This window comes from Streptomyces sp. NPDC001100, assembly GCF_053598575.1.
In genome coordinates this window covers 1-24,574 of record NZ_JBSFKO010000013.1, presented here as the reverse complement: position 1 = coordinate 24,574, position 24,574 = coordinate 1, and the positions used below count along the sequence as shown (strand labels likewise).

Annotated in this window: 26 protein-coding genes and 1 pseudogene; 12 read left to right on the top strand and 15 right to left on the bottom strand. The window is 71.3% G+C overall.

Annotation, left to right across the window (positions count from 1 at the left end; translation table 11 throughout):
• Window positions 1–62: 62 nt before the first annotated feature.
• The 4 genes from sqr to ACWDEW_RS20185 all read left to right on the top strand — a co-directional run bounded on the left by sqr (window position 63) and on the right by ACWDEW_RS20185 (window position 2,882).
• Window positions 63–1,304, top strand: a complete 1,242-nt coding sequence (gene sqr, locus ACWDEW_RS20200) for a type III sulfide quinone reductase, selenoprotein subtype (RefSeq protein WP_450514327.1) — start codon at window positions 63–65, stop codon at window positions 1,302–1,304.
• A 43-nt stretch (window positions 1,305–1,347) separates the two neighbouring features.
• Window positions 1,348–1,665: a TusE/DsrC/DsvC family sulfur relay protein gene (locus ACWDEW_RS20195; protein ID WP_262063326.1), complete on the top strand. Its 318-nt coding sequence runs from the start codon at window positions 1,348–1,350 to the stop codon at window positions 1,663–1,665.
• 64 nt (window positions 1,666–1,729) lie between these two features.
• Window positions 1,730–2,203, top strand: coding sequence for a DsrE/DsrF/DrsH-like family protein (locus ACWDEW_RS20190; protein WP_450514326.1), 474 nt, complete (start codon window positions 1,730–1,732; stop codon window positions 2,201–2,203).
• Between the two features lies 1 nt (window position 2,204).
• On the top strand, window positions 2,205–2,882 hold the full coding sequence (locus tag ACWDEW_RS20185) for a PIG-L deacetylase family protein (RefSeq protein ID WP_450514325.1): 678 nt from the start codon (window positions 2,205–2,207) through the stop codon (window positions 2,880–2,882).
• Window positions 2,883–2,899: 17 nt separating this feature from the next.
• Here ACWDEW_RS20185 and ACWDEW_RS20180 read toward each other — a convergent pair whose 3' ends face one another.
• Window positions 2,900–3,193 (bottom strand): hypothetical protein, encoded by a 294-nt coding sequence (locus ACWDEW_RS20180; protein WP_450514324.1) that lies wholly within the window; start codon window positions 3,191–3,193, stop codon window positions 2,900–2,902.
• Window positions 3,194–3,471: 278 nt separating this feature from the next.
• Here ACWDEW_RS20180 and ACWDEW_RS20175 point away from each other — a divergent pair, with 278 nt between their 5' ends.
• On the top strand, window positions 3,472–4,149 hold the full coding sequence (locus tag ACWDEW_RS20175; RefSeq protein WP_450514323.1) for a peroxiredoxin: 678 nt from the start codon (window positions 3,472–3,474) through the stop codon (window positions 4,147–4,149).
• Window positions 4,150–4,174: 25 nt separating this feature from the next.
• Here ACWDEW_RS20175 and ACWDEW_RS20170 read toward each other — a convergent pair whose 3' ends face one another.
• The 10 genes from ACWDEW_RS20170 to ACWDEW_RS20125 form a co-directional block, all read right to left on the bottom strand.
• Window positions 4,175–4,780 carry a class I SAM-dependent methyltransferase gene (locus tag ACWDEW_RS20170; RefSeq protein WP_450514322.1) on the bottom strand — a complete coding sequence of 202 codons (606 nt, stop codon included), beginning with the start codon at window positions 4,778–4,780 and terminating at the stop codon, window positions 4,175–4,177.
• 10 nt (window positions 4,781–4,790) lie between these two features.
• On the bottom strand, window positions 4,791–4,967 hold the full coding sequence (locus ACWDEW_RS20165; RefSeq protein ID WP_450514321.1) for a hypothetical protein: 177 nt from the start codon (window positions 4,965–4,967) through the stop codon (window positions 4,791–4,793).
• Window positions 4,964–5,164 carry a three-helix bundle dimerization domain-containing protein gene (locus tag ACWDEW_RS20160; protein ID WP_450514320.1) on the bottom strand — a complete coding sequence of 67 codons (201 nt, stop codon included), beginning with the start codon at window positions 5,162–5,164 and terminating at the stop codon, window positions 4,964–4,966. Before ACWDEW_RS20160 ends, ACWDEW_RS20165 begins: the two co-directional genes overlap by 4 nt.
• A 45-nt stretch (window positions 5,165–5,209) precedes the next feature.
• Window positions 5,210–6,175 carry a sulfite exporter TauE/SafE family protein gene (locus ACWDEW_RS20155; protein ID WP_450514319.1) on the bottom strand — a complete coding sequence of 322 codons (966 nt, stop codon included), beginning with the start codon at window positions 6,173–6,175 and terminating at the stop codon, window positions 5,210–5,212.
• On the bottom strand, window positions 6,172–6,753 hold the full coding sequence (locus ACWDEW_RS20150) for a rhodanese-like domain-containing protein (RefSeq protein ID WP_450514318.1): 582 nt from the start codon (window positions 6,751–6,753) through the stop codon (window positions 6,172–6,174). Before ACWDEW_RS20150 ends, ACWDEW_RS20155 begins: the two co-directional genes overlap by 4 nt.
• 91 nt (window positions 6,754–6,844) lie before the next feature.
• Window positions 6,845–8,230, bottom strand: coding sequence for an MBL fold metallo-hydrolase (locus tag ACWDEW_RS20145; RefSeq protein WP_450514317.1), 1,386 nt, complete (start codon window positions 8,228–8,230; stop codon window positions 6,845–6,847).
• A 126-nt stretch (window positions 8,231–8,356) separates the two neighbouring features.
• The gene (locus ACWDEW_RS20140) at window positions 8,357–9,586 is read right to left on the bottom strand and encodes an FAD-dependent oxidoreductase (protein WP_450514316.1); all 1,230 of its coding nucleotides are present in this window, start codon (window positions 9,584–9,586) and stop codon (window positions 8,357–8,359) included.
• A gap of 55 nt (window positions 9,587–9,641) precedes the next feature.
• On the bottom strand, window positions 9,642–9,968 hold the full coding sequence (locus tag ACWDEW_RS20135; RefSeq protein ID WP_450514315.1) for a rhodanese-like domain-containing protein: 327 nt from the start codon (window positions 9,966–9,968) through the stop codon (window positions 9,642–9,644).
• Window positions 9,969–10,036: 68 nt separating this feature from the next.
• A complete protein-coding gene (locus ACWDEW_RS20130; protein ID WP_450514314.1) occupies window positions 10,037–11,524 on the bottom strand; it encodes a HAMP domain-containing sensor histidine kinase in 1,488 nt (495 codons plus the stop codon).
• Complete coding sequence (locus ACWDEW_RS20125; RefSeq protein WP_450514313.1) at window positions 11,514–12,209, bottom strand: response regulator transcription factor; 696 nt, start codon at window positions 12,207–12,209, stop codon at window positions 11,514–11,516. The genes ACWDEW_RS20130 and ACWDEW_RS20125 overlap by 11 nt, the downstream gene beginning before the upstream one ends.
• A gap of 173 nt (window positions 12,210–12,382) precedes the next feature.
• Here ACWDEW_RS20125 and ACWDEW_RS20120 point away from each other — a divergent pair, with 173 nt between their 5' ends.
• The 3 genes from ACWDEW_RS20120 to ACWDEW_RS20110 all read left to right on the top strand — a co-directional run bounded on the left by ACWDEW_RS20120 (window position 12,383) and on the right by ACWDEW_RS20110 (window position 14,466).
• Window positions 12,383–13,063: a DUF2202 domain-containing protein gene (locus ACWDEW_RS20120; protein WP_450514312.1), complete on the top strand. Its 681-nt coding sequence runs from the start codon at window positions 12,383–12,385 to the stop codon at window positions 13,061–13,063.
• A 142-nt stretch (window positions 13,064–13,205) separates the two neighbouring features.
• Window positions 13,206–13,352: a hypothetical protein gene (locus tag ACWDEW_RS20115; protein ID WP_450514311.1), complete on the top strand. Its 147-nt coding sequence runs from the start codon at window positions 13,206–13,208 to the stop codon at window positions 13,350–13,352.
• Between the two features lie 220 nt (window positions 13,353–13,572).
• The gene (locus ACWDEW_RS20110) at window positions 13,573–14,466 is read left to right on the top strand and encodes a universal stress protein (protein WP_450514310.1); all 894 of its coding nucleotides are present in this window, start codon (window positions 13,573–13,575) and stop codon (window positions 14,464–14,466) included.
• On the opposite strand, the gene ACWDEW_RS20105 is transcribed toward ACWDEW_RS20110, so the two are convergent.
• Window positions 14,460–15,626 (bottom strand): cation:proton antiporter, encoded by a 1,167-nt coding sequence (locus tag ACWDEW_RS20105; protein WP_450514309.1) that lies wholly within the window; start codon window positions 15,624–15,626, stop codon window positions 14,460–14,462. The genes ACWDEW_RS20110 and ACWDEW_RS20105 overlap by 7 nt on opposite strands.
• Window positions 15,627–15,629: 3 nt before the next feature.
• Entirely contained in the window at window positions 15,630–16,109 is a 480-nt protein-coding gene (locus ACWDEW_RS20100) for a cation:proton antiporter regulatory subunit (RefSeq protein ID WP_450514308.1), read from the bottom strand.
• A gap of 286 nt (window positions 16,110–16,395) precedes the next feature.
• Between ACWDEW_RS20100 and ACWDEW_RS20095 the strand changes: the two genes are divergently transcribed.
• From ACWDEW_RS20095 to ACWDEW_RS20080, 4 genes are all read left to right on the top strand, one after another.
• Window positions 16,396–16,830 carry a universal stress protein gene (locus ACWDEW_RS20095; RefSeq protein ID WP_450514307.1) on the top strand — a complete coding sequence of 145 codons (435 nt, stop codon included), beginning with the start codon at window positions 16,396–16,398 and terminating at the stop codon, window positions 16,828–16,830.
• Window positions 16,831–16,832: 2 nt separating this feature from the next.
• Entirely contained in the window at window positions 16,833–19,565 is a 2,733-nt protein-coding gene (locus ACWDEW_RS20090; RefSeq protein WP_450514306.1) for a cation-translocating P-type ATPase, read from the top strand.
• A 169-nt stretch (window positions 19,566–19,734) separates the two neighbouring features.
• Window positions 19,735–20,484 (top strand): ABC transporter ATP-binding protein, encoded by a 750-nt coding sequence (locus ACWDEW_RS20085; protein ID WP_450514305.1) that lies wholly within the window; start codon window positions 19,735–19,737, stop codon window positions 20,482–20,484.
• Between the two features lie 19 nt (window positions 20,485–20,503).
• Window positions 20,504–22,948: an ABC transporter permease gene (locus tag ACWDEW_RS20080; RefSeq protein ID WP_450514304.1), complete on the top strand. Its 2,445-nt coding sequence runs from the start codon at window positions 20,504–20,506 to the stop codon at window positions 22,946–22,948.
• Between the two features lie 253 nt (window positions 22,949–23,201).
• Here ACWDEW_RS20080 and ACWDEW_RS20075 read toward each other — a convergent pair whose 3' ends face one another.
• Complete coding sequence (locus ACWDEW_RS20075) at window positions 23,202–23,492, bottom strand: zinc-ribbon domain-containing protein (RefSeq protein ID WP_450514303.1); 291 nt, start codon at window positions 23,490–23,492, stop codon at window positions 23,202–23,204.
• A 234-nt stretch (window positions 23,493–23,726) separates the two neighbouring features.
• Window positions 23,727–23,930: pseudogene (locus ACWDEW_RS20070) on the bottom strand (MSMEG_1061 family FMN-dependent PPOX-type flavoprotein); the annotation flags it as partial.
• Window positions 23,931–24,574: the final 644 nt, after the last annotated feature.

The window sequence follows — 24,574 nt, the reverse complement described above, 5'->3', positions numbered from 1 at the left end:
GGGTACCGGATGGGGACCTGTGGCCCATGCCCGGGCCTCATCTCCCCCACGACAGTGGGGACATGGGCACACACATCGTGATACTCGGAGGCGGCACCGGAGGCACGCTGACGGCCAACCGGCTGCGCCGCAAGTACGACGAGGACGACTGCCGGATCACCGTGGTCGACCAGGACGACGACCACGTCTACCAGCCTGGCCTGCTGTTCGTCCCCTTCGGGGCGGCCCAGCCGCACCACCTCGTCCGCTCCCGCCCGCAGCAGCTGCACGCCGCTGTCGACTACAAACAGGCACGCATCGAGCGGGTCGACCTGGACGCACGGACGGTGCACCTCAGCGGCGGCATACGGATGACCTACGACGTCCTCGTCGTCGCCACCGGCGCCACCCTCCTGCCGGAGGAGACCGAGGGGCTCACCGGTCCCGGCTGGGGCGAGAAGGTCTTCACCTTCTACGACCTGCCCGGCGCCGTCGGCCTGCACCACGCCCTGGAGCACTTCGAGGGCGGGCGCGTCGTGGTGAACGTGGCCGACCTGCCCATCAAGTGCCCGGTCGCACCATTGGAGTTCGCCTTCCTCGCCGACTGGTACTTCCAGCGCCGCGGCATCCGCGACAAGGTCCAGCTGACGTACGCCACCCCGCTGGACGGCGCCTTCACCAAGCCCGTCGCCGCCGAGGCGCTGGGCGGGCTGCTGGCGGCCAAGGGCATCGAACTGGTCACCGAGTTCACCCTCGGCGAGGTCGACGGCGAGGGCGGTCGGCTGCTGTCGTACGACGAACGCGAGGTGCCCTTCGACCTGGCGGTGGTCGTGCCGCTGCACGGGGGCGCCGAGTACGTCGAACGCTCCCCGGGCCTCGGCGACGAACTGGGCTTCATCCCTGTCGACCAGCACACCCTCCAACACCCCCGGCATCCCGAGGTGTTCGCGATCGGCGACGCGGCCGGACTGCCGGCGTCCAAGGCCGGTTCGGTGGCCCACTTCGCGGGCGAGACACTCACCCACAACATCGGCCGCTTCCTGGCCGGACAGCCACTGGACGCAACCTTCGACGGACACACCAACTGCTTCGTCGAAACCGGCTTCCACAAGGCCCTGCTGATCGACTTCAACTACGACACCGAGCCGCTGCCCGGCCACTTCCCGGCCGCTCTCGGCCTGCCGTTGCTGAAGGAGTCGCACGCCAACCACCTCGGCAAGCTCGCGTTCGAGTGGCTGTACTGGCACAGCCTCCTGCCCGGCCGGGAACTGCCCGGCATCGACTCGGCGATGCCCGAGCACGGCAAGCACCACGTCCACGCCTGAACGTCTGCACACCTGAACCGTCTGAGCGAAGGAGAACGCCGCCATGCCCACCGCCACCTACGGCTCCACAGCCGTCCCCGTCGACGACGAGGGCTTCTTCACCGATCCCGACCGCTGGACCGAGCCCATGGCCGAGCAGATCGCCCACGAGGCGGGCATCGAGGCGCTGACCGACCGGCACTGGACGGTCATCCACTTCATGCGCGCCGAATACGCCGCCAAGGGCACCGGCCCCACGGTCCGCGTCCTCGGTAAGACGTCCGGCGTGAGCGTCAAGGAGCTCTACCAGCTCTTTCCGAAGGGGCCCGCCAAGACCGCGGCGAAGATCGCCGGAATTCCCAAGCCGCGCGGCTGCATCTGACCTCCCGGTCACCGCCTCCGTCATCACCTCCGCCACCGTCTCTGTCATCGAGGAGCATGCCGTCATGGCCGACACCGCCACGGTCGAGAAGGTCTCGATCATCGTCTCCAAGGGATCCCTGGAAGGGATCTACCCGGCCCTGATCCTGGCCAACGGCGCGCGCGCCGAAGGCATCGAGGCCGACCTGTTCTTCACCTTCTTCGGCCTCGACGCCATCACGAAGAAGCGCTGGGAGCACATCAAGCTGGCCACCGTCGGCAACCCGGGCCTCCACCTGCCCACCCTCCTGGGCGGCATGCCCGGCGTCCCCGACCTGGTCACCCGGTACATGGAACGCAAGATGGACAAGCTCGACATCCCGCCGATCCCCGAGTTCATCGAGATGATCGCCGACACCGGCGCCTGCATCTACGCCTGCAAGGCGTCGGTCGACCTCTTCGAACTCGACAAGGACGACCTCGTCGAACACGTCCAGGACATCATCACGGTCGGCGAGTTCTACGAGCACGCGGCCGGCGGCCAGATCATCTACACCTGAGATGACCGCTACTGGCTCGGGGCGCGGTCTGCCGGACGGAGTGCGGCGCGTGCTGGCGGTGGTCGCCCATCCCGACGACGAGTCGTTCGGGCTGGGTGCACTGCTGGCCCTGCTGTCCGACGGCGGCGTGCCCACGACGGTCCTCTGCTTCACCCACGGTGAGGCGTCCACCCTGCACGGCAGGCCCGGCGACCTGCACACCGTCCGCGCGGGCGAACTCGCCCGCGCCGCACGGGAACTGGGCGTCCAGCGCGTGGAACTGGCCGGACATCCGGACGGCGGCCTGGGCGACATCCCGTCGTACCGGCTCACCGCGCACGTCACCCGCCTCATCGGCGAGGAGCGCCCCAGCCACCTGCTCGTGTTCGACACGGGAGGCGTCACAGGACACCGGGACCACCGACGAGCCACCGAGGCTGCACTGTCGGCCGCCCGCCGGGCCGGTGTCGGGGTGCTGGGCTGGACGCTGCCCCAGGAGGTGGCGGACCGGTTGAACGCCGAGTTCGGCACGTCCTTCGCGGGCCGTGACCCGACCGAGTGCCGAGTCGTCGAACCGGTGTCACGGCAGCGGCAGCGCCGCGCGATTGCCAGTCACGCCAGCCAGTCGTCGGACAATCCGGTGCTCTGGCGCCGTCTGGAACTCCTCGGCGACCGCGAATACCTGCGGATCCTGGAGTGACGTGCCCGTCGCCGAAGTCAGAAGGAAGGGCCGCTTTTCGGCGGCGGCCCGAGGGTATCGGTGCCGCGCTCGGCCAGGCCGGCGTGCAGGAGGAGCAGGCGGGCCAGGTCGCGGGCCTCGTCGGCGGTCAGCGCCGCCCACACTCCCGGCTCGCCGCCCTGGTCCTGGCCCACGTCCAGGGTGACCCGGGTGATGGGTCGGTGTGCGGGAGCGAGCCGCAGACACCGCACCGCGATCCTGCGCCCGCAGGTCGTCACAAGACAGGTGTCCTCGGTTGTCCTGGCAGGTCCGTCATGTCCTGCTGTCGCCATCGGGCTCACGCTCCTTCGCCGGGTCCGGTCGCGGTCTCCGGGCGCCGACTACGACTTGCATACCCGGAGGGGTATAAGGAACAGCACGGTGCGAAGCCGAATTGTTCCGCCCCGCCCCCGCCCGGGTGTTCCCGTGCGATGCGGGGGAAGCCTTGTCGGACAGCAGACGCAAGGGCCGATGGGGGTGAATGTCAGGCCGTGTGGTCCTCCACCGACCGGGGTCGTGAAAATACCCTGGGGAGTATCCGAATCCGTGATCGTCCGGGAGGGATCCTCCGATGACCGTCTCTGACCAACTGGCCGAGCCCGCCGAGTACGCCCGTCTGCCCCTCATCGGCGACAGGGCGCCGGGCTTCGAGGCCGAGTCCACCCACGGCCCGGTCAGCCTGACCGACTACGCCGGGCACTGGCTGGTGCTCTTCAGCCACCCGGCCGACTTCACCCCGGTGTGCACCACCGAGTTCGTCGCCTTCACCGAACTCGCCGACGAGTTCGCCGCGCGTAACACCGCCCTGCTCGGCAACTCCGTGGACTCCGTCCACAGCCACCTCGCCTGGACCCGCGCTATCGAGGAGAAGCTGGGAGTGCGGATCCCGTTCCCGATCATCGCCGACCTGGACATGCGCGTCTCGCACGCCTACGGCATGCTCCACCCGAACACGTCCGGCACCGCCGCCGTACGCGCCGTCTTCGTCATCGACCCGGAGCAGACCGTACGGGCGGTGCTGTACTACCCGATGAACGTCGGGCGGATGATCCCCGAGATCCTGCGGCTCGTGGACGCCCTGCAGACCTCCGACCGCGACGGCGTCTCCTGCCCCGCCAACTGGCATCTCGGCGAGGATGTCGTCCTGGGCGCCCCGCGCACCCAGGCGGAACTGGAGGCCCGGCTGGCCGACGACAGCGTCAAGCTCACCGACTGGTACCTGGCGACGAAGCCCGGCACGCCGTCCTGACCCGATATGGCCTCGTCGGACGGTCTCATCGCCGTACGGCGTGGACGAGCGCGTCGAGGGCCGTACGGCTTCCGCCCTCGGCGTCGGTCACCGGCCGGGTGACCGTCTCGGCCCGCAGGATGTCGGCGTACGGCCGCCACAGATCGGCGACCTGCCCGGCGCTGTAGAGCACGCGCGGATCCTGCGGGCCGCCGTGACCGTGCTCGGGATTGGCCGCGTCGTGGCCGACGAGCAGCAGGGTTCCGCCCTTGCGTACGGCAGTGGCGGCCCGCGCCAGTACCTGGGACATCTCCGGCCACGGCAGGTGCAGATAGGCGATCAGCGCCAGGTCGTACGTCGCCTCGCGGGGAGCCCAGTCGGTGAGATCGGTGCGGACGGTGTGCAGCCGCACGCCGTGGCCGGCGGCCATCTGCTCGGCCTTCTCCAGCGCGACGGCGGAGAAGTCGACGGCGTCCACCTCCCAGCCCCTTTCCGCGAGCCAGACCGCGTTGCGTCCCTCACCGGCGGCGATATCCACGGCCCGCCCGGACGGCTCCAGACCGGCCAGCTCCTCCTCGACGAACCGGTTGGGCTCGGCCTTCCACACCAGCTCGCTGCCCCGGTACCGCTCGTCCCAGCCCGCTGCGTCCATCGTGCGTACCTCATTCCTCCGGTCGTTCCGGGTCAGTGGAATCCTCGTCCGTACTGTTGCCGTCGTCCGGGTCTTCCGCGTCGTCCCCGGCGAGCAGATACGGGTAGGGGCAGCTGCTGGGATCCGGGGCGATGCAGGCGTTGCAGGGACGAGAGCGGTCGATGACGCACTTCGGTGCCGGTCTCATGCCGCGCCGCCTGCGTCGTCCCGGGTGTCGAAGCCGGCGGAAAGCTGGCGTGAGGCGCGCTTTAAGGCCAGAACGGGAACGTAGTGCCGGACACGCGCGTCCGCGAAGTACGTGAACGCCTCTGCCGCTGCCGTCGCCAGTGTCTCCGCCGGGACATGCGAGTCGTCCACCTCGTTCACGAGGACCGTGTCCTTCACGGGACATCTCCTTGGGGCGTGTTCGTCGGAGGCGGGGCTGCGCCGCTACGTGTCGAGTGGTGACCGGGAGGCGTGGCTGGACGTCGTGTCCTGGTGTGAGGGATGTGGGTACGGGCGTCCGTCCTCCCCGACTGCGGGCCCTGACGCGTCGTCGGCCCGGTCCCGGGTCCGACCGGAGCGGCGTAGCACGTACCAGCTGAACAGGGCCCCGGCGGTCGCGGCCGTCATGGACCAGACCCATGGATTCGTCACGAGGGCGTGGCGCACGCCCGAGGGCATCTGCTGGACCAGCACGAAGACGCCCATGGCGGCGACGAACCAGCCGAAGGCCCTGCGCAGCGCGTCCTGCGGGATGCGCCCGGCGAGACGGCCGCCGACCAGGCTGCCGACGACGGCGGTCGACGTGACGACGGCCGCCAGTGTCCAGTCGATGTGCACACCGGAGAGATGACCGGCGAACCCCGCGAACGACTGGAGGGCGATCACCTGCAGCGACGTGGCGGCGGCTACGGACATCGGCAACCCGCCGAACAGGGCCAGCGCGGGGACGATGAGGAAACCGCCGCCCGCCCCGATCAGCCCGGTGACGAGGCCGACGGCGACGCCGTTCAACAGGACGGGCCCCACGGGAAGTTCGTGGCGGATCTGCTGCGGCTTCCGACGGCCGCGGATCATGACGACGGCGGTGGCGATCATCATGAGGGCGAACAGGAGAAGCAGCATGGTGCCGGGAACGAACGCCGCCAGCCGGCCGCCCGCGTATGCGCCGCTCATGCCGGCCGCACCGAACATCAGCCCGGTGCGCCACCGCACCCGCCCGGCGCGGGCATGCGGGACGACTCCGGCCGCGCTGGTCACGCCGACGACGAACAGGGAGGTGGCGATGGCCTCCTTGGTCTCCATCCCGGCCAGGTAGACGAGGACCGGCACGGTCAGGATGGACCCGCCCCCGCCCAGGACGCCCAGGCCGGCCCCGATCAGCAGGGACGCGGCGACGACCAGGGCGATCACGACGGGCCCCGCAGGGCGGCGACGACCGTGTCGAGGTCGGTGCGCGGGCCGCGGTTGTAGGGCAGCTTCGCCAGCAGCATGCCCAGCGCGCAGGTGTTGGTGAGCGCGGCGACGGTCAGTCCGGCCCCGACGGCCGTGCCGATCAGGTGCAGTCCGGGCAGGAACAGGCCCGCGATGCCGGTGACCACCACGATGGATCCGGCGACCAGGCGCACCTGGCGCTCCAGGTCCCAGCGTTCGGGGCCGCGGGTGAGTGGGCCTCCGGCGGTCTTCCACGCCATGACGCCGCCGTCGAGGACGCGCAGGTTGGGCAGTCCGGCTTCGGCCAGGGCCTGTTCGGCCTGGGCGGCGCGGGCGCCGGAGCGGCAGATGAGTATGACGTCCTCGTCGAGGTGGTGCAGCAGTTCGCCGCGGTGCTCGCGCAGGGTGTTGAGGGGCACGTTGTAGGAGCCGGGGATGTGGGCGGTACGGAACTCGCCGGGCGTACGCACGTCCAGCAGGCGCGGGCCTTCGCCCTCCTGGGTCAGGTCGCGCAGGGTCGCGGGATCGAGTCGGGCTTTGTCGGCACTGGTGGTCATCGGGGGTCCCTGCTGTCCGTGAAGCGTTCTTCTTGCGAGGGGGACCGGGCGGCGGCCGACGGGTTCGGCCGCCGCCCGGGAGCGGGGTGGATCACACGTCGGCCGATGCGGACAGGGCGAGCCAGGCGCCGTAGCCGCCGAGCAGGTCGGAGACGTCGGTGCGGCCCTGGTGGCGCAGCAGGCTGGCGGCGATGGAGGAGCGGTGGCCGCCGGCGCAGTGGACGACCAGGGGCCGGCCGGCCGGGATCTCGTCGATACGGCGGGCGAGTTCGGCGAGCGGGATGTGCAGGGAGCCCTCGATGAAGCCTTCTTCGCGTTCGGCGGTGTTGCGCACGTCCAGGACCAGCGGTGGTTCGTCGCCGTCGAGGAGGCAGCGCAGTTCGTCGGCGGTCAGGCGGCTGGCCTGTTCCATCTCGTCGGCCAGGGCGGGGAAAGCTCCCTCGGGCTCGCGCAGGTAGCCGCCGACCTTGTCGAAGCCGATCCGGGCGAGCCGGGTGACGACCTCCTCCTCGCGGTCCTGGGGCGCGATGACGACGACGTCCTGCTCGGGGGCGACGACCATGCCGGCCTGTTCGGCGAAGCGGCCGTCCGCGGGCACGTTGACCGAGCCGCGCAGATACCCGGGCGCGAAGTCCTGCGGCGAGCGGGCGTCGAGGACGGCAGCCCCCGCCGCGCGCCGCTGCATGAACTCCTCGACGGACAGCGGCCGGGGCGCGGAGGCCGCGTCGAACAGGCCGTGCTCCTTGCGGTTGAGGATGGCGTCGTAGACGAAGTACGCGGGCGCGGACGGCTGGCCCTCGGTCACCAGCGAGACAAACTTCGCCTCGCTCATCGGGCGGCAGGCGTAGTTGGTGGCGCGCTGTTCGCCGATGGTGGACTGGCGCTGGGTGGAGAGGTTCTTGCCGCAGGCGGATCCGGCGCCGTGTGCGGGGAAGACCCGCACCGCGTCCGGGAGGGCCATCAGTTTGTGCTGGATGGTGTCGTAGAGCATCTTGCCGAGTTCGTCGGCGGTGACGCCGATGGAGGCGAGCAGGTCGGGCCGGCCCACGTCGCCGATGAACAGCGCGTCGCCGGTCAGCACGCCGTAGGGGATGGTGTCGCCGGCGTGCTCGTACATCAGGACGCTGATCGACTCCGGGGTGTGGCCGGGGGTTTCGAGGATCTGCAGATGGACGTCGCCGAGGCTGATGCGCTCGCCGTCGGTCAGTTTGCGGATGGGGTACTCGGCCTCGGCACGCTGCCCGTAGCCGATCCAGGCGCCGGTACGGTCGGCCAGCTCCAGGTGACCGGCGAGGAAGTCCGCGTGGAAGTGGGTGTTGAGAACGGCCTCGATGGTGAAACCGTGCTCGGCGGCGTCCGTGAGGTATTCGGAGACGTCGCGGCGCGGGTCGACGACGACGGCCTTGCCGGTGGTCTCGTCGGCGATCATGTACGACGCCTGGGAGAGGCAGTCGAGGTAGTACTGGGCGAAGAACATGGGCGGGTGACCTCCGTGTCAGAAGGGTTTGAATACCCCAGGGGGTATGCGGAAGGGTCTGGTCCGCCCATGTCGGAGGGCGGGGACGGTGGTCGGCCCGGGCCGGGGGATGCCCGGGCCGACCGGTCAGAGGCGGCCGGTGAGCATGCCGTGCCAGTACACCGGCGGCAGGCCGTACCGCTTGAACACCCACATCGTGCGCCGCTCCGTGAAGGGATCGAGCAGCGGGAACGAGGGTGCGGGGTTGAGGTCGTAGTCGAACTCGGCGAGCAGCATCCGGTCGCGGGCGGTCACCAGCGGACAGGACGTGTAGCCGTCGTAACGGCGCGACGGAGCCCGGCCGTTCATCACGTCAAGCAGATTGCCGGCCACGACCGGGGCCTGCTTGCGCACCGCGGCACCGGTCTTCGAGGTGGGCAGGTTCGCCACGTCACCGAGCGCGAAGACATTGTCGTAGGAGGGGTGTTGGAGCGTGTGCTTGTCCGCGGTGACGAACCCCTGCGGGCTTGCCGGGTCGGCGAGCGGGCCCGTCTTGATCCAGTCGGGGGCGCTCTGCGGCGGCACGGCGTGCAGGAGGTCGTAGCCGATGATCTCCTTCGTGCCGTTCGCATGGTCGGTGACGGTGACCTCGCGGGCGTCGCCGTCGACGGCGGTCATCTCGGAGCGCAGCCGCACCTCGATCCCGTAGCGGGCGGCCACCTTCTCCAGGACCTGTGACCAGGCGGGCACCTTGAACATCGCCGCGTCCGGGATGACGAGGATGACGCGGATGTCGCCGAGAACCTTTTGCCTGCGCCAGTAGTCCGCGGCCAGGTAGGCGATCTTCTGCGGGGCGCCGCCGCACTTCAGCGGGGTCGCCGGGTGGGTGAAGACCGCGGTGCCCGAGCGCATCTTCTTGATCAGCTCCCAGGTGCGCGGGGCGTACTCGGGTGCGTAGTTGCTGCTCACCCGGTCGTGTCCGATCGCCTCGGCCAGGCCCGGCACGCCGTCCCAGTCGAGCTGGAGACCGGGCGCCAACACCAGGTACTCGTAGGTGAGTTCGGCGCCGTCGGACAGGGTCACCGTGCGGGTGTCGGGGTCGACGGCCAGGGCGCGCCGGCGGATCCAGCGCACGCCGTCGGGTATCACGGACGCTTCGGGGCGGCGGGTGGCATGCAATGGGGCCTGGCCGCCGCCGACCAGAGTCCACAGGGGCTGGTACCAGTGGGTGTCGGACGGTTCGATCAGGGTGATGTCACTGACGCCGGCGCGGCGCAGGCGGGCGGCGACGCTGATGCCGGCGCTGCCGCCGCCGATGACGGCGACGCGATGGCGACCGGAGATCGGTGCGTCGGTGGGGGAGGGGGTGGCGGCCAAGGCGGTGCTCCTTTCCAACTGCTCCAACTGGCCGTTGTGCGGGTGTCGGCCGGAGTCAGGCGGCGTGCTCGTGCGAACCGGCCGCGACGGGACGCCCGCCACGGGCCCAGGCGCCGGTGCCGCCCGCTACGGAGTAGGCGTCGAGGCCGCGGGAGGTCATCCGGTCGGCGGCGGTCCTGCTGCGGTTGCCGCCGGCGCAGATCACGAACACCGGCCGGTCGGCGGGCAGTTCGCCGCATCGGACGGGCACGGTCCGCAGCGGCATCAGCCGTGCGCCCGGTACGTGCCCGGCCGCGTACTCGTGCGCTTCCCGTACGTCGACCACGAGCGCGCCGTCGGCCCAGGCCGCCGCGAACGCTTCCTGTGTCACTTCACGAGCCACTTCGTTGCCTCCTCAATTACCCCTAGGGGTATCTCTCCGGCGAGAGTACGGCGGCCCGGAGGGGAGCGTCAAATACCCCTGGGGGTATTTGCCTGGGAGGTAAGGCGCGGCTCGACGCCGGGGGCGGAAACGAGCCGTGAGCCGTGTGGCGCGGACCTGGGCAGCCGCAGCGTCATCCGCGTCCCGCCGCCCGGTCCGGAGTCCGCCGTGACCGTGCCGCCGTGGGCGGTGACCAGCTCCTTGACCACGGCCAGACCGATGCCGCTGCCGCCCGCGGAACGAGCGCGGGCCCCGCGCCACAGACGGTCGAAGACGTGCGGCAGCTCGTCGGCGGGGATGCCCGGACCGGTGTCCGCCACCTCCACGAGTGCCTCGGAGGGCGTGGCGGAGGTGGTGACCGTGGCGGTGTCGCCGGGACGGCAGTGGCGGGCGACGTTGCTCAGCAGGTTGCCGAGGGCCTGGTGCAGGCGGTCGGCGTCCCCGCGGACCAGTAGGGGAGCGGGGCCGGGGGCGGTGCGTACGGTCAGCCCCGCCGTGCGCAGCTCGGCCTCGCGCTCGGCCACGGCGGCGGCGGCCAGGGCGGTCAGATCCACCTCGGCCAGGTGCAGGGACAGCCGGGCCGATTCAGCCTCCGCGAGTTCCCCGAGGTCACCGACGATGCGGCCCAGCCGCAGGGCCTGGTCGTGCAGGGAGGCCAGGCGCTCGGCCGACGGGTCGGCGTAGCCGTCGCGCAGTTCTTCCAGCCCCGCTTGCAACGAGGTCAGGGGCGTACGCAGTTCGTGGGCGACGTCCGCTGCGAGCCGGTGGCGGGCCTGCTCGACGTGGTTGACGTCGTCGGCCATGGCGTCGAAGGCGCGAGAGAGGTCGCCGAGTTCCCCGGGCGCGTCGACGCGGGCCCTCGCGGTGCGGTCTCCGCCGGCGAGCGCGCGGGCGGTGGCCGCGACCCGGACCACGGGAGCGGTCAGACGCCGGGTGACGAACCAGCTCACGGCCAGCGCCAGGGCGAGCGCGCCGACGGCAGCCGCGGCCACCCAGCCCCAGGCGACGGAACGGCCCGCCGACCCGGAGCCGGCCGAGAAGACGAGATGTACGGAGCCGACGGTGCTGCCGTCGACCACCACGGGCGCGCTCGCGCCGGGCCCCGAGCCGGTGCCCTGCCCGTGATGCCCGGATCCTGAGCCGGACATGCCGTGCCCGTCCTCCGACCCGGCACCGGAGCCACCGGACATCATCTCGTCGTCCGCGTCCCGCACGGTGAGCACCGCTCCAGCGCCGGTTGCGATGGAGCGCGCGGCCGACAGGTCGGCCGATGCCCAGCTGCCCGCAGTCCGGTAGGCGTCGGCGGCGGCTGCGGCCACCCGGGAGGCGGTGCGCTGACGGTCCGCCTGGTGGGCACTGCTGAGCCCGCGGTCGGTTCCGACGAGCGCAGCGACCGTCAGCAGGGCCACGGACGCCAGCGCCACCACGGCGAACGCGGCGAACAGCCGTCGGCCAAGCGGGCCGAGCCCATCGGACGGCCGAATGCCGGAGCGCGGCGAACGCGGCTCACGCGTCATGGGCCCACCCCAGCCGGTAGCCCACGCCCAGCACCGTCTCCACGAGGTCGGGGCCGGCGCTCCCGAGCTTGTGGCGCAGGTTCTTCACATGCGAGTCGATCGTCCGCTCGTACCCGGCGAACTCATAGCCGCGCACCCGGTTGACCAGCTCATAGCGCGAGTACACCCGCCCCGGCACGGACGCGAGCGTGGTCAGCAGACCCCACTCGGTGGGCGTCAACTCCAGGGAACAGCCGTCCAACACCACCTCGTGCCGGGCCTCGTCGATCCGCAGCCGTCCTTCGCCGTACGACGCGACGGGCGCCGCCCCCGTCGCCGTACCCCGGGCGCGCTGCAGCACCGCACCCACCCGCAGTACCACCTCGGTGGGACTGAACGGCTTGGTCACGTAGTCGTCGGCGCCCAGCCGCAGCCCGTGGATGCGGTCCTCGACGGTGCTGCGCGCGGTCAGCACCACCACCGGCACCCGTCCGCGCTCACGGGCCTCGCGCAGCACCTCGTCCCCGTCCACGTCCGGCAGCCCGAGATCCAGGAGCGTCAGGTCGATCCCACGCTCGCCGAGCAGCCGTACGGCCTCGGCGCCCGAGCCGGTCGTCAGCACGCCGTATCCGGCGCGCTCAAGGTAGCGGCGCAACAGCTCGCGGATCTCCCTCTCGTCCTCGACGACGAGCACGGTCGTGGTCATGTCCCACACCTACGCGCCTTGCGCACGCCCCAGGGAGGGGCCGAACAGCCCCAACCCACCCGGCCGATGTCTCCATCCCGTCTCCACACGTACCGCACGGCGACTGCAGGGCCCGGCGCGACGGTGACGGTGTGGGAACGGGAGACGCTCCCACGGAACCGAGGAGGTTCGCCATGAGGCGCAACATCAAGATCGCGACAGCGGTCACCGCAGGCGCTCTCGCCATCGGCGGCGTGCTGGCGGTGGGCCCGGTGATCGCGGACCCCGGTAGCGGCGGGCCGGTGGCCGGGCAGACCACGTCCCAGAGCATGATGACGGATGCTCAGCACCAGGCGCGTCACCGTGGCGGCACCACGGACGGCATGCGGCAGCACGACGGAACCTGCAACGGAGCCGCCCTGGCCGAGCAGGGCACCCTGACGGCCGCTCAGAAGGTCACGCTGGCGGGCATGGCCGATGAGGAGAAGCTCGCGCACGACCTCTACACGGCGTTCGCCGAACGCTACGACGTGCGCGTCTTCGAGCGGATCGCGTTGGCCGAGACCCAGCACCTGACCGCCGTGCGCACCCTGCTGGACCGCTACGACGTCACCGACCCGACCGCCGGAAAGCCAGCCGGTGAGTTCACCGACCCGGGCGTCCAGGCCACCTACGACCGGCTGCTCGGGCAGGGCGAGGGCAGCCTGTCCGGAGCCCTGAAGGCGGGCCGCACGGTCGAGACCGACGACATCGCCGCACTGAACAAGGCGCTGTCCGGACTCACCGCCCCGGACACGCGCCAGGTGTACACCAACCTGCTTGCCGCCTCCGAGAGGCACCTGACGGCATTCGAGCACTGGATCGCCGACGAGTAGGACGAGCGAAGGGAGACGGTCCCGGCCTGTACCTGGCCGGGACCGTCTGGGTTCGTCGGAGAGAGGCCGTGGGGCCTGCACGGCCGCCGTCGGGGTCCCCGCGCGCGCCCTGCGGCGGCGCAGCGCGAACACGGTGGTCATCGTGCCGGCGGTCAGCAGGCCGGCGCCGAGGGCGATCGGCAGGGCCGGGGAGGCGGAGCTGCTGTCGGCGGCGTTCTGCGCCTTGAAGTCCTGGACGTACGCCGGGTACGGGGCGTGCGCGGAGGCGGACGACGCCGTCTGGGCGTAGTGGTGCGGGATCGGCCTCACCGACTGCACTGAGCCGTTCGTGTTCAGCAGCACCAGCTTGTCGTTCGGGTCCTTGAAGTGGGCGGCGTCGGCGTCGAGGTCCTTCTGCCTTGCGGGGAAGCGACGGTCGGCCCGGGTAGGGCCATCAGGCCCCATGGCAGGGAGGGGTCGGCGGGGCGAACCTGAAGGTGGAGGGGCATTGGCGTCCGGAGGTGGGAGACATGGTGACGAGCGGGTTGGTGGTCGTGGGCGTGGACGGCTCGGCCTCGAGTCTTGCCGCGGTGGACGTGGCGGCACGCGAGGCACGGCTGCGCGAGGCGGGCCTGCGGGTCGTCCATGCGTTCCTGTGGCCGGCGACGCACGTGCCCGTGGGGCCGTGGCCGCTGGGCCCGCCCGAGGGCGGGGTCCGGAACATGGTCGAACACCTGGTGGCCGAGGCGGTGGAGCGTGCCCGGAAGACGGCACCGGAGGTCGATGTCAGTCACGTCGTGGTGACCGGTGAGCCGCTGACGGTCCTGGAGGCCCAGTCGCGTGCCGCAGAGGTGGTCGTGGTCGGCTCCCGGGGAATGGGCGGGTTCGTAGGGCTGCTGGTGGGGTCGACGGCGGTGCATCTGGTCGCGCACGGGCGGTGTCCGGTGCTGGTGGTGCGTGAGCAGCCGAGTGTCGAGGGGCCGATCGTGCTGGGTGTGGACGGCTCGCCCGCCGGTGAGCGGGCGGTGGACTTCGCCTTCGCCGAGGCAGCGTTCCGCAAGACCGGCTTGACCGCCCTGCACGCCTGGACCACGTGGAACGCCCCGCTGCCTGCGCCGCAGGACCCGTCCTTGCCCTACGCCAGCCCGCCGGGCGCGCTGGCCGCGGAGGAGGGCCGCCTGCTTTCCGAGGCGTTGGCCGGGCACCAGGAGCGGTATCCGGAGGTGGCCGTGGAGCACAGGGTGGTGCACGGCAGGACGCGGGAGGCGTTGATCGAGGCGAGCCGGTCCGCCCAACTGATGGTGGTCGGGGCGCGGGGGCGTGACGGTTTCGCGGGCCTCGTGCTGGGGTCGGTCAGCCAGGCCCTGCTGCATCATGCGCACTGTCCGGTGGTGGTGGTGAGAGGAGCGGGCGAGTATCACTGACCGCCGTGAGCTGCAGGAACGGGGGCTGTGGGGCGGGTCGGTGTGAACCGGGCCAGCACGGGTCCGCACACGGCGAGGATCAGCACGTATGCGGTGACGAGGGCCCCGAGGCGCTGTTGTGCGGTACCGGCGAGGCCGACGATGACGACGGAGAACTCGCCGCGGGCGATGAGGGCGGTTCCGGCCCGCAGCCGACCCCGTCGGCCGGCGCCGTCGCGGCCGGCGGCGTACCAGCCGGCGGCCAGTTTGGTGGCCGCTCCGGCCACGGCCAGCGCGGTGGCAGCGGGCAGCATGGGCAACAGGGCACCGGGATCGACGGACAGGCCGAGGGCGAGGAAGAACACGGCCGCGAACAGGTCGCGCAGCGGGCTGAGCACGGCGCGTGCCCGTTCGGCGGCGGTCCCGGTGAGAGCAAGTCCGATGAGGAAGGCGCCGACGGCTGCGGATACGTGGATGATCTCGGCCAGCGCGGCGACGACGAGGGTGATGCCGAGGACGCGAAGGAGTACCTGCTCGGGGTCGGGATGGGTAAGGATCCGGCCGACACGGTGGCTCCAGCGGGCTGAGGCGACGATCGCGGTGGCGACGGCTGCCGTGGCCGCCAGGACGGCCAGCAGCGCCTGCCACCAAGCGCCGCCGGAGGTGACGACGGCGAGCAGAGGCAGGTAGGCGGCCATGGCGAAGTCCTCCACCACCAGCACGGACAGGACCGCCGGGGTCTCCCGGTTGCCCAGGCGGTGCAGGTCGCCGAGCAGGCGGGCGATGATGCCGGAGGAGGAGACGTAGGTGGCGCCGGCCAGCGCCAGGATTCCCGCGGTGTCCAGGCCGAGCAGCCATCCCGCGAGGGCGCCGGGGCCGGCGTTGAGGACGAGGTCGACGGCCGCGGAGGCACGGTGGCGCCGAAGGCCGGCGGTGAACTCCCGGACGGTGAAGTCCAGGCCGAGGATGAACAGCAGGAGGATCACACCGATGGAGGCACCGGTGTCGACGAACTGCCGGGCGGCCGGGACCGGGGCGAGGCCGCCGTCGCCCAGGGCCAGTCCTGCCAGCAGGTACAACGGTACGGGGGAAAGGGCGAAGCGCCGGGCGAGCGTGCCGAGCAGGCTCAGCGCGGTCAGGATCGCCCCGAGTACCAGCAGCAGCGCGACGGGGGTGTGCACCGGTCAGCCTCGAACGATGCGCTGCACGCCGGCGATGCCCTCGCGGGTCCCGATGACCACCAGGACGTCGCCGGCCCGAAGGATCCGGTCCGGTCCGGGCGAGGCGATGACCTCCTCGCCGCGGACGACGGCCACGATCGAGGCGCCGGTGCGGGTCCTGGCCCGGGTGTCGCCCAGGGCGCGACCGGCGCACGGGCTTTCGGGACGCACCTCGACCTGACCGGCACTCAGGCCCGGCACCTCGCGGGTCAGGTCGGCGAACCGTTCCGCGATACGCGGCGCGCCGAGGATCTCGGTGAGGGCGTCGGCCTCCTCCCGGGTGAGCCGGAACACCGGCTGCGCCTCGTCGGGGTCGTCGCCGGGATACACCACCACTTCGAAATCGCCCGAGCGCTGTGCGACGACGCCGATCCGGTCGCCCTCGCGGTTGACGAACTCGTAGCGCAGTCCCACGCCGGGCAGCAGCACCTCGTTGACATCCACACCCGATCACCCTCGTCAGCCATGCTCCGGTACGTGTACGAACCCGTACCGCCGGTTCGCCGTGTGCAGACGGGCGGCAGGTCCCGATGGGCCCCGGGCCGGCGGTTGCGGTGCCCGGTCTGATCGGTACGGCGTGCTGTCAGTGTCGGCGCCGTTCACGGGGAACAGGCAGGGCCGAGCGGTCCCACGTGCGGCCGGACGGCCCCTGTCGTCGCGAAAGGGCCGCATCGATCGTGGGTGTTGAAAGCCGCTGCGGCCAGTGACGCCACGTAGACGGGAGTGCGTCATGAGCGATCCGGTGATCGTCGGAGTGGACGGTTCCGCCTCAGGTCTTGACGCGGTCGATCTCGCGGCCCGTGAGGTGCACCTGCGCGAAGTGCCGCTGCGGATCGTGCATGCCCTCGGCCGTCCCTCGGCGAGTCTGCAGACGGGTGCGGCCCCGGGGAGCCCGGGGGACCACGGCCTGGAGGCGATGGTGCACGGGGTGCTGGCCCGCGCAGAGGAAAGGGCGCACCAGGTGGCGCCGGGAATCGGGATCACCCGGTCCGTGGTGGCCGGTGAGGCGTTCGAGGTGCTGGAGACCGAGTCGCGCTCGGCGGCGCTGGCGGTGGTCGGCAACCGGGGCCTCTCCACCTTCACGGGGCTACTGCTCGGCTCGGTCAGCCAGGCCCTGCTGCACCACGCCCACTGCCCCGTCACCGTCGTCCGCCGCAAGGAGTGACCATGCCTCGACAGATCCCCACCGCCGGGCCCGAGGCGCCCACCGGCCAGACGGAACCGGTGGCGGACGCCTACCAGTGGGAGGTCGCCGAGGTGGCGGACCTGCTCGGTGTGGCACCGGCCACGGGCTTGACCACGGACGACGCTCAGCGGCGGACCGACACCTGGGGAGCCAACGAACTGGCCGAACCGACCCGTCGACCGCAGTGGCTGCGCCTGCTGGACCAGTTCCGCAACTGGCTGATCGGCATGCTGCTGGTTGCCGCCGTCGTCGCCGGGATCATCGGCGACATCAAGGACGCCTTCGTCATCACCGTCGTCCTCACCGTCAACGCCGTCCTCGGCTACCTGCAGGAACGCCGTGCCGAGCGCAGCCTGGAAGCGCTGCGCCAGATGCTCGTGCCCACCGCCCGCGTGCGCCGCGACGGTGAGGTGACGGTCGTGCCGGCCCGGGAGCTGGTGCCCGGCGACGTGGTCCTGCTGGAAGCCGGCGACCGTGTACCGGCCGACGGACGTCTGGTGGTCGCCGCCTCGGTCGAGGCCGCCGAAGCCGCGCTGACCGGCGAGTCCCAGCCGGTCGCCAAGACGACCGAACCCAGCGCCGCTGACGGCGGCGAGCCCGTGCCCGTCGCTGAGCGCACCGGCATGCTCTTCATGAACACCGCGCTCACCCGCGGCCGCGCCGAGATGATCGTCACTGCCACCGGCACGCGCACCGAGGTCGGCGCGATCGCCGAGGCGCTGCGCACCGGATCCGAACCGCCCAGCCCACTGGCGGTCCAGATGGACAGCCTGGGCCGGCGGCTGGCCCTGGTCAGCGGCATCGCCGTGGCCGCCTACGCGCTCGTCGCCCTCATCCGCGGCGAGAACCTGGCCGACCTGGCACTACGGGCCGTGGCCCTGGCGGTCGCCGCGATCCCCGAAGGACTGCCCGCCGTCCTCGCCCTCACCCTGGCCCTGGGCGTCCACCGCATGGCCCACCGCGGCACCATCGTCAAACGCCTGGCCTCCGTGGAGGCGCTGGGCTCGGCAACCGTGATCTGCAGTGACAAGACCGGCACCCTGACCCTGAACGAGATGACCGCCCGCGCCCTGTGGAGTGCCGGGCGCCTGTACGAGGTGACCGGTGAGGGCTACGACACCGCTGGCACCGTACGCTCCACCGACGGCGACAACACCACACAACTGCACGACGCGCTACGGCCGTTCGTGCTGTGCAACGACGCCCGCCTCACCCCGGACGGCATCATCGGCGATCCCACCGAGGCGGCCCTGCTCGTACTCGCCGCCAAGACGGGCCTCGACACCGAGGCCCAGCGCCTCCGCGTGCAGCGTGACGGCGAGGTGCCCTTCGACCCGGCCGCCAAGTACATGGCCACCTTCCACACCGACGCCGACGGATCCACCCGCATCCATGCCAAGGGCGCCGTCGATGTCCTGCTGGGCCGCTGCACCCACCTCCTGACCGGCCAAGGCCCTGCACTGCTCACTACCGAGCGCCGTCGGGAGGTCACCGAGGCCGCCCGGCGGATGGGCAGCCAGGGCCTGCGCGTCCTCGGCGCCGCCACCGCGGTCACCGGCCAACCGCACCCTGACGACGTGACGGGCCTGACTCTGACCGCGATCGCCGGAATCGCCGACCCGCCCCGCCCCCAGGCCCGCGATGCCGTCGCCCTCGCCCGGGCCGCCGGCGTCACCGTCAAGATGGTCACCGGGGACCATGCCGACACCGCCACCGCCATCGCCCGCGAACTCGATATCACCGGCGAGGCCGTCACAGGCGCCGAACTGGACCGGATGAGCGAGCACGACCTCGCCCGCCGCATCGACGGTATCGGTGTCTTCGCCCGCGTCGCCCCGGAACACAAGGTCGCTATCGTGCGAGCCCTGTCCAAGGGCGGCCACATCGTGGCCATGACCGGCGACGGCGTCAACGACGCCGCCGCACTGCGCGCCGCCCACATCGGTGTCGCCATGGGCATCACCGGTACCGACGTCGCCAAAGAGGCGGCCGACATGGTGCTCACCGACGACGACTTCTCCACCATCGTCCGTGCGGTGCGCGAGGGCCGCTCCATCTACGACAACATCGTCACCTTCGTCCGCTTCCAGCTGTCCACGAACATCGGTGCGATCCTCACCCTGCTCGTGACCGTGCTGGCCGGACTGCCCGCCCCCCTGTCCGCGATCCAGCTGCTGTGGGTGAACATCATCATGGACGGGCCGCCCGCCATGGCTCTGGGAGTCGATCCCCCGCGGGGCAACGTGATGCACCGCCCGCCCCGCTTGCCCGACGAACGCATCCTGAACCCCCGCCGCCTGACCGCCATCACCCGTTCTGGCGCAGTCATGGCCACAGGCACCGTGGCCGTCTTCGCCGCCGCCCGTCAGCTCACCGATGCCGCGACCGCGGCCACGATGGCCTTCACGACCTTCGTCCTGTTCCAGCTGTTCAACGCCCTGGTCGCCCGTAGCGAAGACGATCCCGTCCTGGGCCGGTACCAGCTGCACAACCGCACCCTGTGGACTTCCCTGGCCGCAGTCCTCGTCCTCCAGGTCGTCGCCGTGCAGGCGCCGTTCGCCCAGGGCGTCTTCGACACCGTCCACCTCGGCGCCGCGCAGTGGGCGATCTGCCTGGCGACCGCCTCCACGGTGGTCCTGACCGAACATGCCTGGCGGGCTGGGCGGGCGTGGCTCTCGCGCACCCCTCGCGCCCAACGCCCGCCCCGGGGGTGACAACCTCCGGCCGACGGTCCATGGGCCCACCGGCAGGATGTGAGGGCCTAATGGCACTGGGCGGCGTAGCAGTGGGCGGCTTAGCGTCAGCCTGGACGCACGGATGGAGGCTGGAGGGCGTCACAGTGCCGCGGGAGCGGCCGCGCACCGAGCTCAGGAGGTGGCCGACATGGACACCGTGGTCGGCACGGCCGACCGTGCGGCGACGGGCACCCAGATCGACCTGGACGACGTGTGCCGCCGATACCGGGTGGGGCAGGCCACCGTCACCGCGCTGGACGGCGTCAACCTGCACGTGGACGAGAACGCCTTCGTCGTGGTGCTCGGCCCCTCCGGCTCGGGCAAGACCACGCTGCTCAACCTGATCGGAGCGCTCGACGCGCCGAGCGCGGGCCGGATCCGCATCGCCGGACAGGACATCACGGCCGCCACGCCCCGGGACCTGCAGCGCTTCCGCCGCCACACCGTGAGTTTCGTCTTCCAGAGCTTCAACCTCTTCCCCGGCCTCAGCGCCCTGGAGAACGTGCAGTTCGGCGCCGATGTCGCCGGCCGGGAGAACGCGGTACGACTGGCAGCGGATACCCTGGGACAGGTCGGCCTGGGCGACCGGGTACGGCACTTCCCCCACGAACTGTCCGGCGGAGAACAGCAGCGGGTCGCTATCGCGAGGGCGTTGGCCACCGGCAACCCGGTGCTGCTGGCGGACGAGCCGACAGGCGAACTGGACTTCCGCACGGGAGTGCAGATCCTGGGGCTGCTGCGGGAACAGGCACAGGCAGGCAAGACAGTGCTGGTGGTCACGCACAACCGGGAGATCTCCCGGGTCGCCGACCGAGTCGTCGAGCTCTCCAGCGGCCGCGTCGTCAGCGACGGACCACCCTCGGCAGGCCGCGCCGACGTCGACGAACTCCACTGGTAGCGGGGGCGGCGATGTGCTGATGAGCAGTCGGCTGATCTGGCTTCGCTGGTCCTGGCGGGATCTGCGGCAGCGCTGGGTGCTGGTGCTGGCCATCGCCCTCACCATCGCCCTGGGCACCGGCGCCTACGCGGGCTTCACCGGCACCGCCGACTGGCGCACCCGGTCCTACGACGCCAGCTACGCGAAGCTGGACATGCACGACGTACGCCTGACACTCACCAAGGGCACGACGGCGCCCGCGGGGACGCTGGAGCACCTGGTCGCTCGCATACCGTCGGCCGACCGCGTGAGCGGGGTCACCGAACGCCTCACGGTCCCCACCCAGGTCGACGCGTCACACGGCGGGCGCGAGGTGCTGGTGGCGGGCCGTCTGGTGGGCACGTCCGCCGATACGGCGGTGGACCGCGTCCACGTCTACGCGGGCAGGCAAGTCGCGGCCGGCGAGAGCGGCAGGCCGGTCGCGGTGCTGGAGCGTGCCTTCGCCCGTTACTACGACCTGCCGTCCTCCGGCACTGTACTAATCTCGGGCGGCACCCGTGTGCGGTACGTGGGCCAGGGCACCGCGCCCGACTACTTCAGCCCGGCCGCAGACAGCGGCATCCCGATGATCGGCGAGTCCGGCTTCGCGGTGCTGTTCGTTCCGCTCGCCACCGCACAGCGGCTGGGCGACGCGCAGGGGCAGGTCAACGAGCTCGTACTGACCCTGGCCCCCGGCACCGACCAGAAGACGGTCGCGGGCCAGTTGGAGAAGGCACTCGGCCGCGGTCCCACCCCGCTGTCCGGCACCGTGACCGTACGCGACGACGAGATCGGCTACCACGCGCTGTACGAGGACATCAACGGCGACGCCAGGTTCTTCGACATCATCGCCCTGCTGTTGCTGCTGGGCGCGGCGTTCGGCGCGTTCAACCTCACCAGCAGGGTCGTGGAGGCACAGCGCCGGGAGATCGGCATCGGTATGGCGCTGGGGGTACCGCGGTCCCGCATCGCCGCCCGGCCGCTGCTGCTGGGCGTCCAGGTCGCGCTGCTCGGTGTCGCCCTCGGGCTGGGCGTCGGCGTGATCGTCAGCCGGGCCATGGCCGGGCTGCTGACCGGCCTGCTTCCCCTGCCCGTCTGGGACACCCCCTTCCAGTACCGCACCTTCCTGTACGCCGCCCTGCTCGGCTTCGCCCTGCCACTGCTGGCCGTGGCCTGGCCCGTGTGGCGGGCGGTCCGCGTCCGCCCCGTCGACGCCATCCGGGTCGGCCACCTGGCCGCACGGGGCGGCGGTCTGGCCCCGCTGCTGCGCCGGCTGCCCGTCCCCGGACGCGGCTACCGGCAGATGCCGCTGCGCAATGTGCTGCGCACACCGCGCCGGACGGCGCTCACCTCACTCGGGATCGGCGCGGCCGTCGCCATCATGATCACCGTCTTCGGCATGCTGGACTCCTTCGCGACGATGCTCGGCGACAGCACACAGGAAGCGACCCGGGGCGGCGGCGGTCGCGTCATCGCTCAGCTCGACGGCTACCACGCGGACAGCTCCGCCCAAGTGCGGGCCGTGGCCGCCGCGAACGGCGGGGACCACGCCACGCCCTTGCTGACCCTGCCCGTCACCGCCCGCCACGGCGACCGCAAGACCGTCACCCTGTTGGTCGAGTCGCGTGACCTCGGCGGCGGGCCGTGGCGGCCCACGCTTACCGCGGGAAGCCTCACAGACCACCCCGGCGGCCTGGTGCTCTCCGAGAAGGCCGCGCACGACCTCGGCGTCGGGCCCGGCGACTCCCTCGTCCTCCACCACCCCCGGCGGTCGGCGCAGGGCACGTTCACCCTCGCCGACAGCCGGGTCACGGTCGCCGCCCTGCATCCCAACCCACTGCGCACGGTGGCCTACCTCGACCGGTCCCGCGCCGACCTGTTCGGACTCACGGGCACTGCCAACGCGGTCGAGGTGGTCCCCACCCCCGGAACCGAGCCCGACCACCTCAAGCGGACCCTGTCCGCCACGCCCGGTGTGACCGGAGTGCAGACGGCCACCGAGACCGTGGACGCGCTGCGCAAGGGCGTCGAGGAGTTCACCGGCATCCTCGACATCGCCGCCGGCGTGACCCTTGCCCTGGCGGTACTCATCGCCTTCAACGCCGCGAGCATCTCCGCCGACGAACGCTCCCGGGAGAACGCCACCATGTTCGCCTTCGGACTGCCCGTCCGCACCGTCCTGACCATGGCTGTGGCCGAGAGCGCCCTCCTCGGCGCGCTCGGCACCGCCGCCGGAATCCTGCTCGGCCAGGGCATCGACCGTTGGATGGTCCAGGTCCAACTCGCCCGCACCATGCCGGAGATCGGCTTCGACGTCACCCTGGCCCCCGGCACCTACCTGACCGCACTCCTGCTCGGCATCGGAGCCGTGGCACTCACCCCGCTGCTCACCACCCGCCGCCTGCGCCGCATGAACATCCCAGCGACCCTCCGAGTCGTCGAATGACCGCGCGGCGGTCACCGGGGTCCGGGTGCGGTCACGGCGGGAGAGGGACCGTGAAGGCAGGCCTCACGAGGAGGGACGAGCACACCCGCCCGCGCCCCGACTCTTGCGGCATCGTGCCTGGTGAGGAGCCGAACGCGCACATGGCCACCAGCCGGCCTCCGACACATGAAGGCGCCCGGCTGCTCCACCCCCCTGCCTTCGGGCCACACCGCACGCTGCCACACGGTGATCTACGGCAGTTCCTCGACCTTGTTCAGGACTGGTACGGCTGCTGCTGCGGTTCCCCGTACGCCTGACCGTAGTGACCGCTCGCGGCCTGGGCCTGCAGTTCTTCGGCCTGCTCCTTGGTCACCTTCTGCTCCGCTCCGCAGAAGGTGCACTGCGTCGCGTACTTCGTCGAGAACGGGAACAACGGCACGAAGAACAGCGTGAACTTGGTGACGCGCTTCCTGAGCGTGTGCGCGGCGGGATTACCGCAGCGACCGCACACCAGTGTCAATATCGCGAGCTGGTAGAGGTATCCCTTGGTGCCGAAAACAATCATGCGGTGCGCTCTTTCTGAAGGTGACTGCTCATGGACGTCTGGATTTCGTCCAAGAACAATGCCACGACAGGGGCGCCTGGCAGGCCCCGACCAAGATCTTCCCTCAGATCCCCCAAGCGGCCGCCGGGAACGGGTGAAGGACCCGCCCCGGTAACAAACCAACCCGCGATTGGTCTTGGTGTGCTGGCCCGGGGGTTCGGGCGGCCGGTGGTTCAGCGGTCGCGGGTCGGTCCGTTACGCGTAGCGGTATTTCAGCGAGTCCTCCTCCGCCTGCTCGATGTCGGCGATCGTCAGCTCGGGCATCCACAGTTGGGCCTCCTCGACCCCCACCACCGGCGCGCCGGCGGGTGGCTTGCCGACGGCTGTCAGCTGCGACAGCAGCTCCGGGCGGGTGGAGACGCAGGCCTGGCCGTTGACCCTGAGTGTCGTGGTGCGGCCCGTCCAGGAGGCCGACGAACCCGGCGGGGCCGAAACGCGGAGGAGACGTCACGGTTGCCCTGGACGACATTCGCCTTCGGGTAGGACAGGCCCAGCAGCATGAAGGTCTTCGGGTGCGCGGCGATGTTGCCGACGAAGCAGTGGACGGCCTCGTCTGCGGTGAACATGCGGTCGAACCGGCGCTCCAGCAGCTTGTCGAGGACAGCGCTTTCGCCGTACTCAGGCAGGAACTTGCGAGTCGAAAGGGAACAGGCAAGAGGCGCACGTGCCGCGGCGGCCCTTGGTCGAGCCGTACGCCAGCCACCCTCGACCTTCTCGGCTACCACCTGAAGAGCCTCCGCGCGGCGGACCGGGTCACCTGCCGCCGCCGCGGCCGTTGGATCGACTACACCCTGACCACTGACGCCCTCACACGACTTCACGCAGCTTTCCCCGCCACGCCAACCCGCCCGGCCCGGGCCAGTGAGGCCGCCACCTCGCAGCAGTACACTGCGGCCTGCTCGCCCCAGTGCGCTGATCGGATCCATTGACATCCTCCCCCAGCTGAAGCTGGGGGATTCCTGGCTCAGGCTGCCTTCGGGAGCGGCGTTCCCGGAGGGCTTCCGCCATCAGCACCAGCCGGGTTGAGACCAGCCCGGACGAGC

Coding starts and splice junctions, on each gene's coding strand:
- sqr (WP_450514327.1), top strand. CDS start 63: ATGGGCACACACATCGTGATACTCGGAGGCGGCACCGGAGGCACGCTG.
- ACWDEW_RS20195 (WP_262063326.1), top strand. CDS start 1,348: ATGCCCACCGCCACCTACGGCTCCACAGCCGTCCCCGTCGACGACGAG.
- ACWDEW_RS20190 (WP_450514326.1), top strand. CDS start 1,730: ATGGCCGACACCGCCACGGTCGAGAAGGTCTCGATCATCGTCTCCAAG.
- ACWDEW_RS20185 (WP_450514325.1), top strand. CDS start 2,205: ATGACCGCTACTGGCTCGGGGCGCGGTCTGCCGGACGGAGTGCGGCGC.
- ACWDEW_RS20180 (WP_450514324.1), bottom strand. CDS start 3,193: ATGGCGACAGCAGGACATGACGGACCTGCCAGGACAACCGAGGACACC.
- ACWDEW_RS20175 (WP_450514323.1), top strand. CDS start 3,472: ATGACCGTCTCTGACCAACTGGCCGAGCCCGCCGAGTACGCCCGTCTG.
- ACWDEW_RS20170 (WP_450514322.1), bottom strand. CDS start 4,780: ATGGACGCAGCGGGCTGGGACGAGCGGTACCGGGGCAGCGAGCTGGTG.
- ACWDEW_RS20165 (WP_450514321.1), bottom strand. CDS start 4,967: ATGAGACCGGCACCGAAGTGCGTCATCGACCGCTCTCGTCCCTGCAAC.
- ACWDEW_RS20150 (WP_450514318.1), bottom strand. CDS start 6,753: ATGACCACCAGTGCCGACAAAGCCCGACTCGATCCCGCGACCCTGCGC.
- ACWDEW_RS20145 (WP_450514317.1), bottom strand. CDS start 8,230: ATGTTCTTCGCCCAGTACTACCTCGACTGCCTCTCCCAGGCGTCGTAC.
- ACWDEW_RS20130 (WP_450514314.1), bottom strand. CDS start 11,524: ATGACGCGTGAGCCGCGTTCGCCGCGCTCCGGCATTCGGCCGTCCGAT.
- ACWDEW_RS20125 (WP_450514313.1), bottom strand. CDS start 12,209: ATGACCACGACCGTGCTCGTCGTCGAGGACGAGAGGGAGATCCGCGAG.
- ACWDEW_RS20120 (WP_450514312.1), top strand. CDS start 12,383: ATGAGGCGCAACATCAAGATCGCGACAGCGGTCACCGCAGGCGCTCTC.
- ACWDEW_RS20110 (WP_450514310.1), top strand. CDS start 13,573: ATGGTGACGAGCGGGTTGGTGGTCGTGGGCGTGGACGGCTCGGCCTCG.
- ACWDEW_RS20095 (WP_450514307.1), top strand. CDS start 16,396: ATGAGCGATCCGGTGATCGTCGGAGTGGACGGTTCCGCCTCAGGTCTT.
- ACWDEW_RS20090 (WP_450514306.1), top strand. CDS start 16,833: ATGCCTCGACAGATCCCCACCGCCGGGCCCGAGGCGCCCACCGGCCAG.
- ACWDEW_RS20085 (WP_450514305.1), top strand. CDS start 19,735: ATGGACACCGTGGTCGGCACGGCCGACCGTGCGGCGACGGGCACCCAG.
- ACWDEW_RS20080 (WP_450514304.1), top strand. CDS start 20,504: ATGAGCAGTCGGCTGATCTGGCTTCGCTGGTCCTGGCGGGATCTGCGG.
- ACWDEW_RS20075 (WP_450514303.1), bottom strand. CDS start 23,492: ATGATTGTTTTCGGCACCAAGGGATACCTCTACCAGCTCGCGATATTG.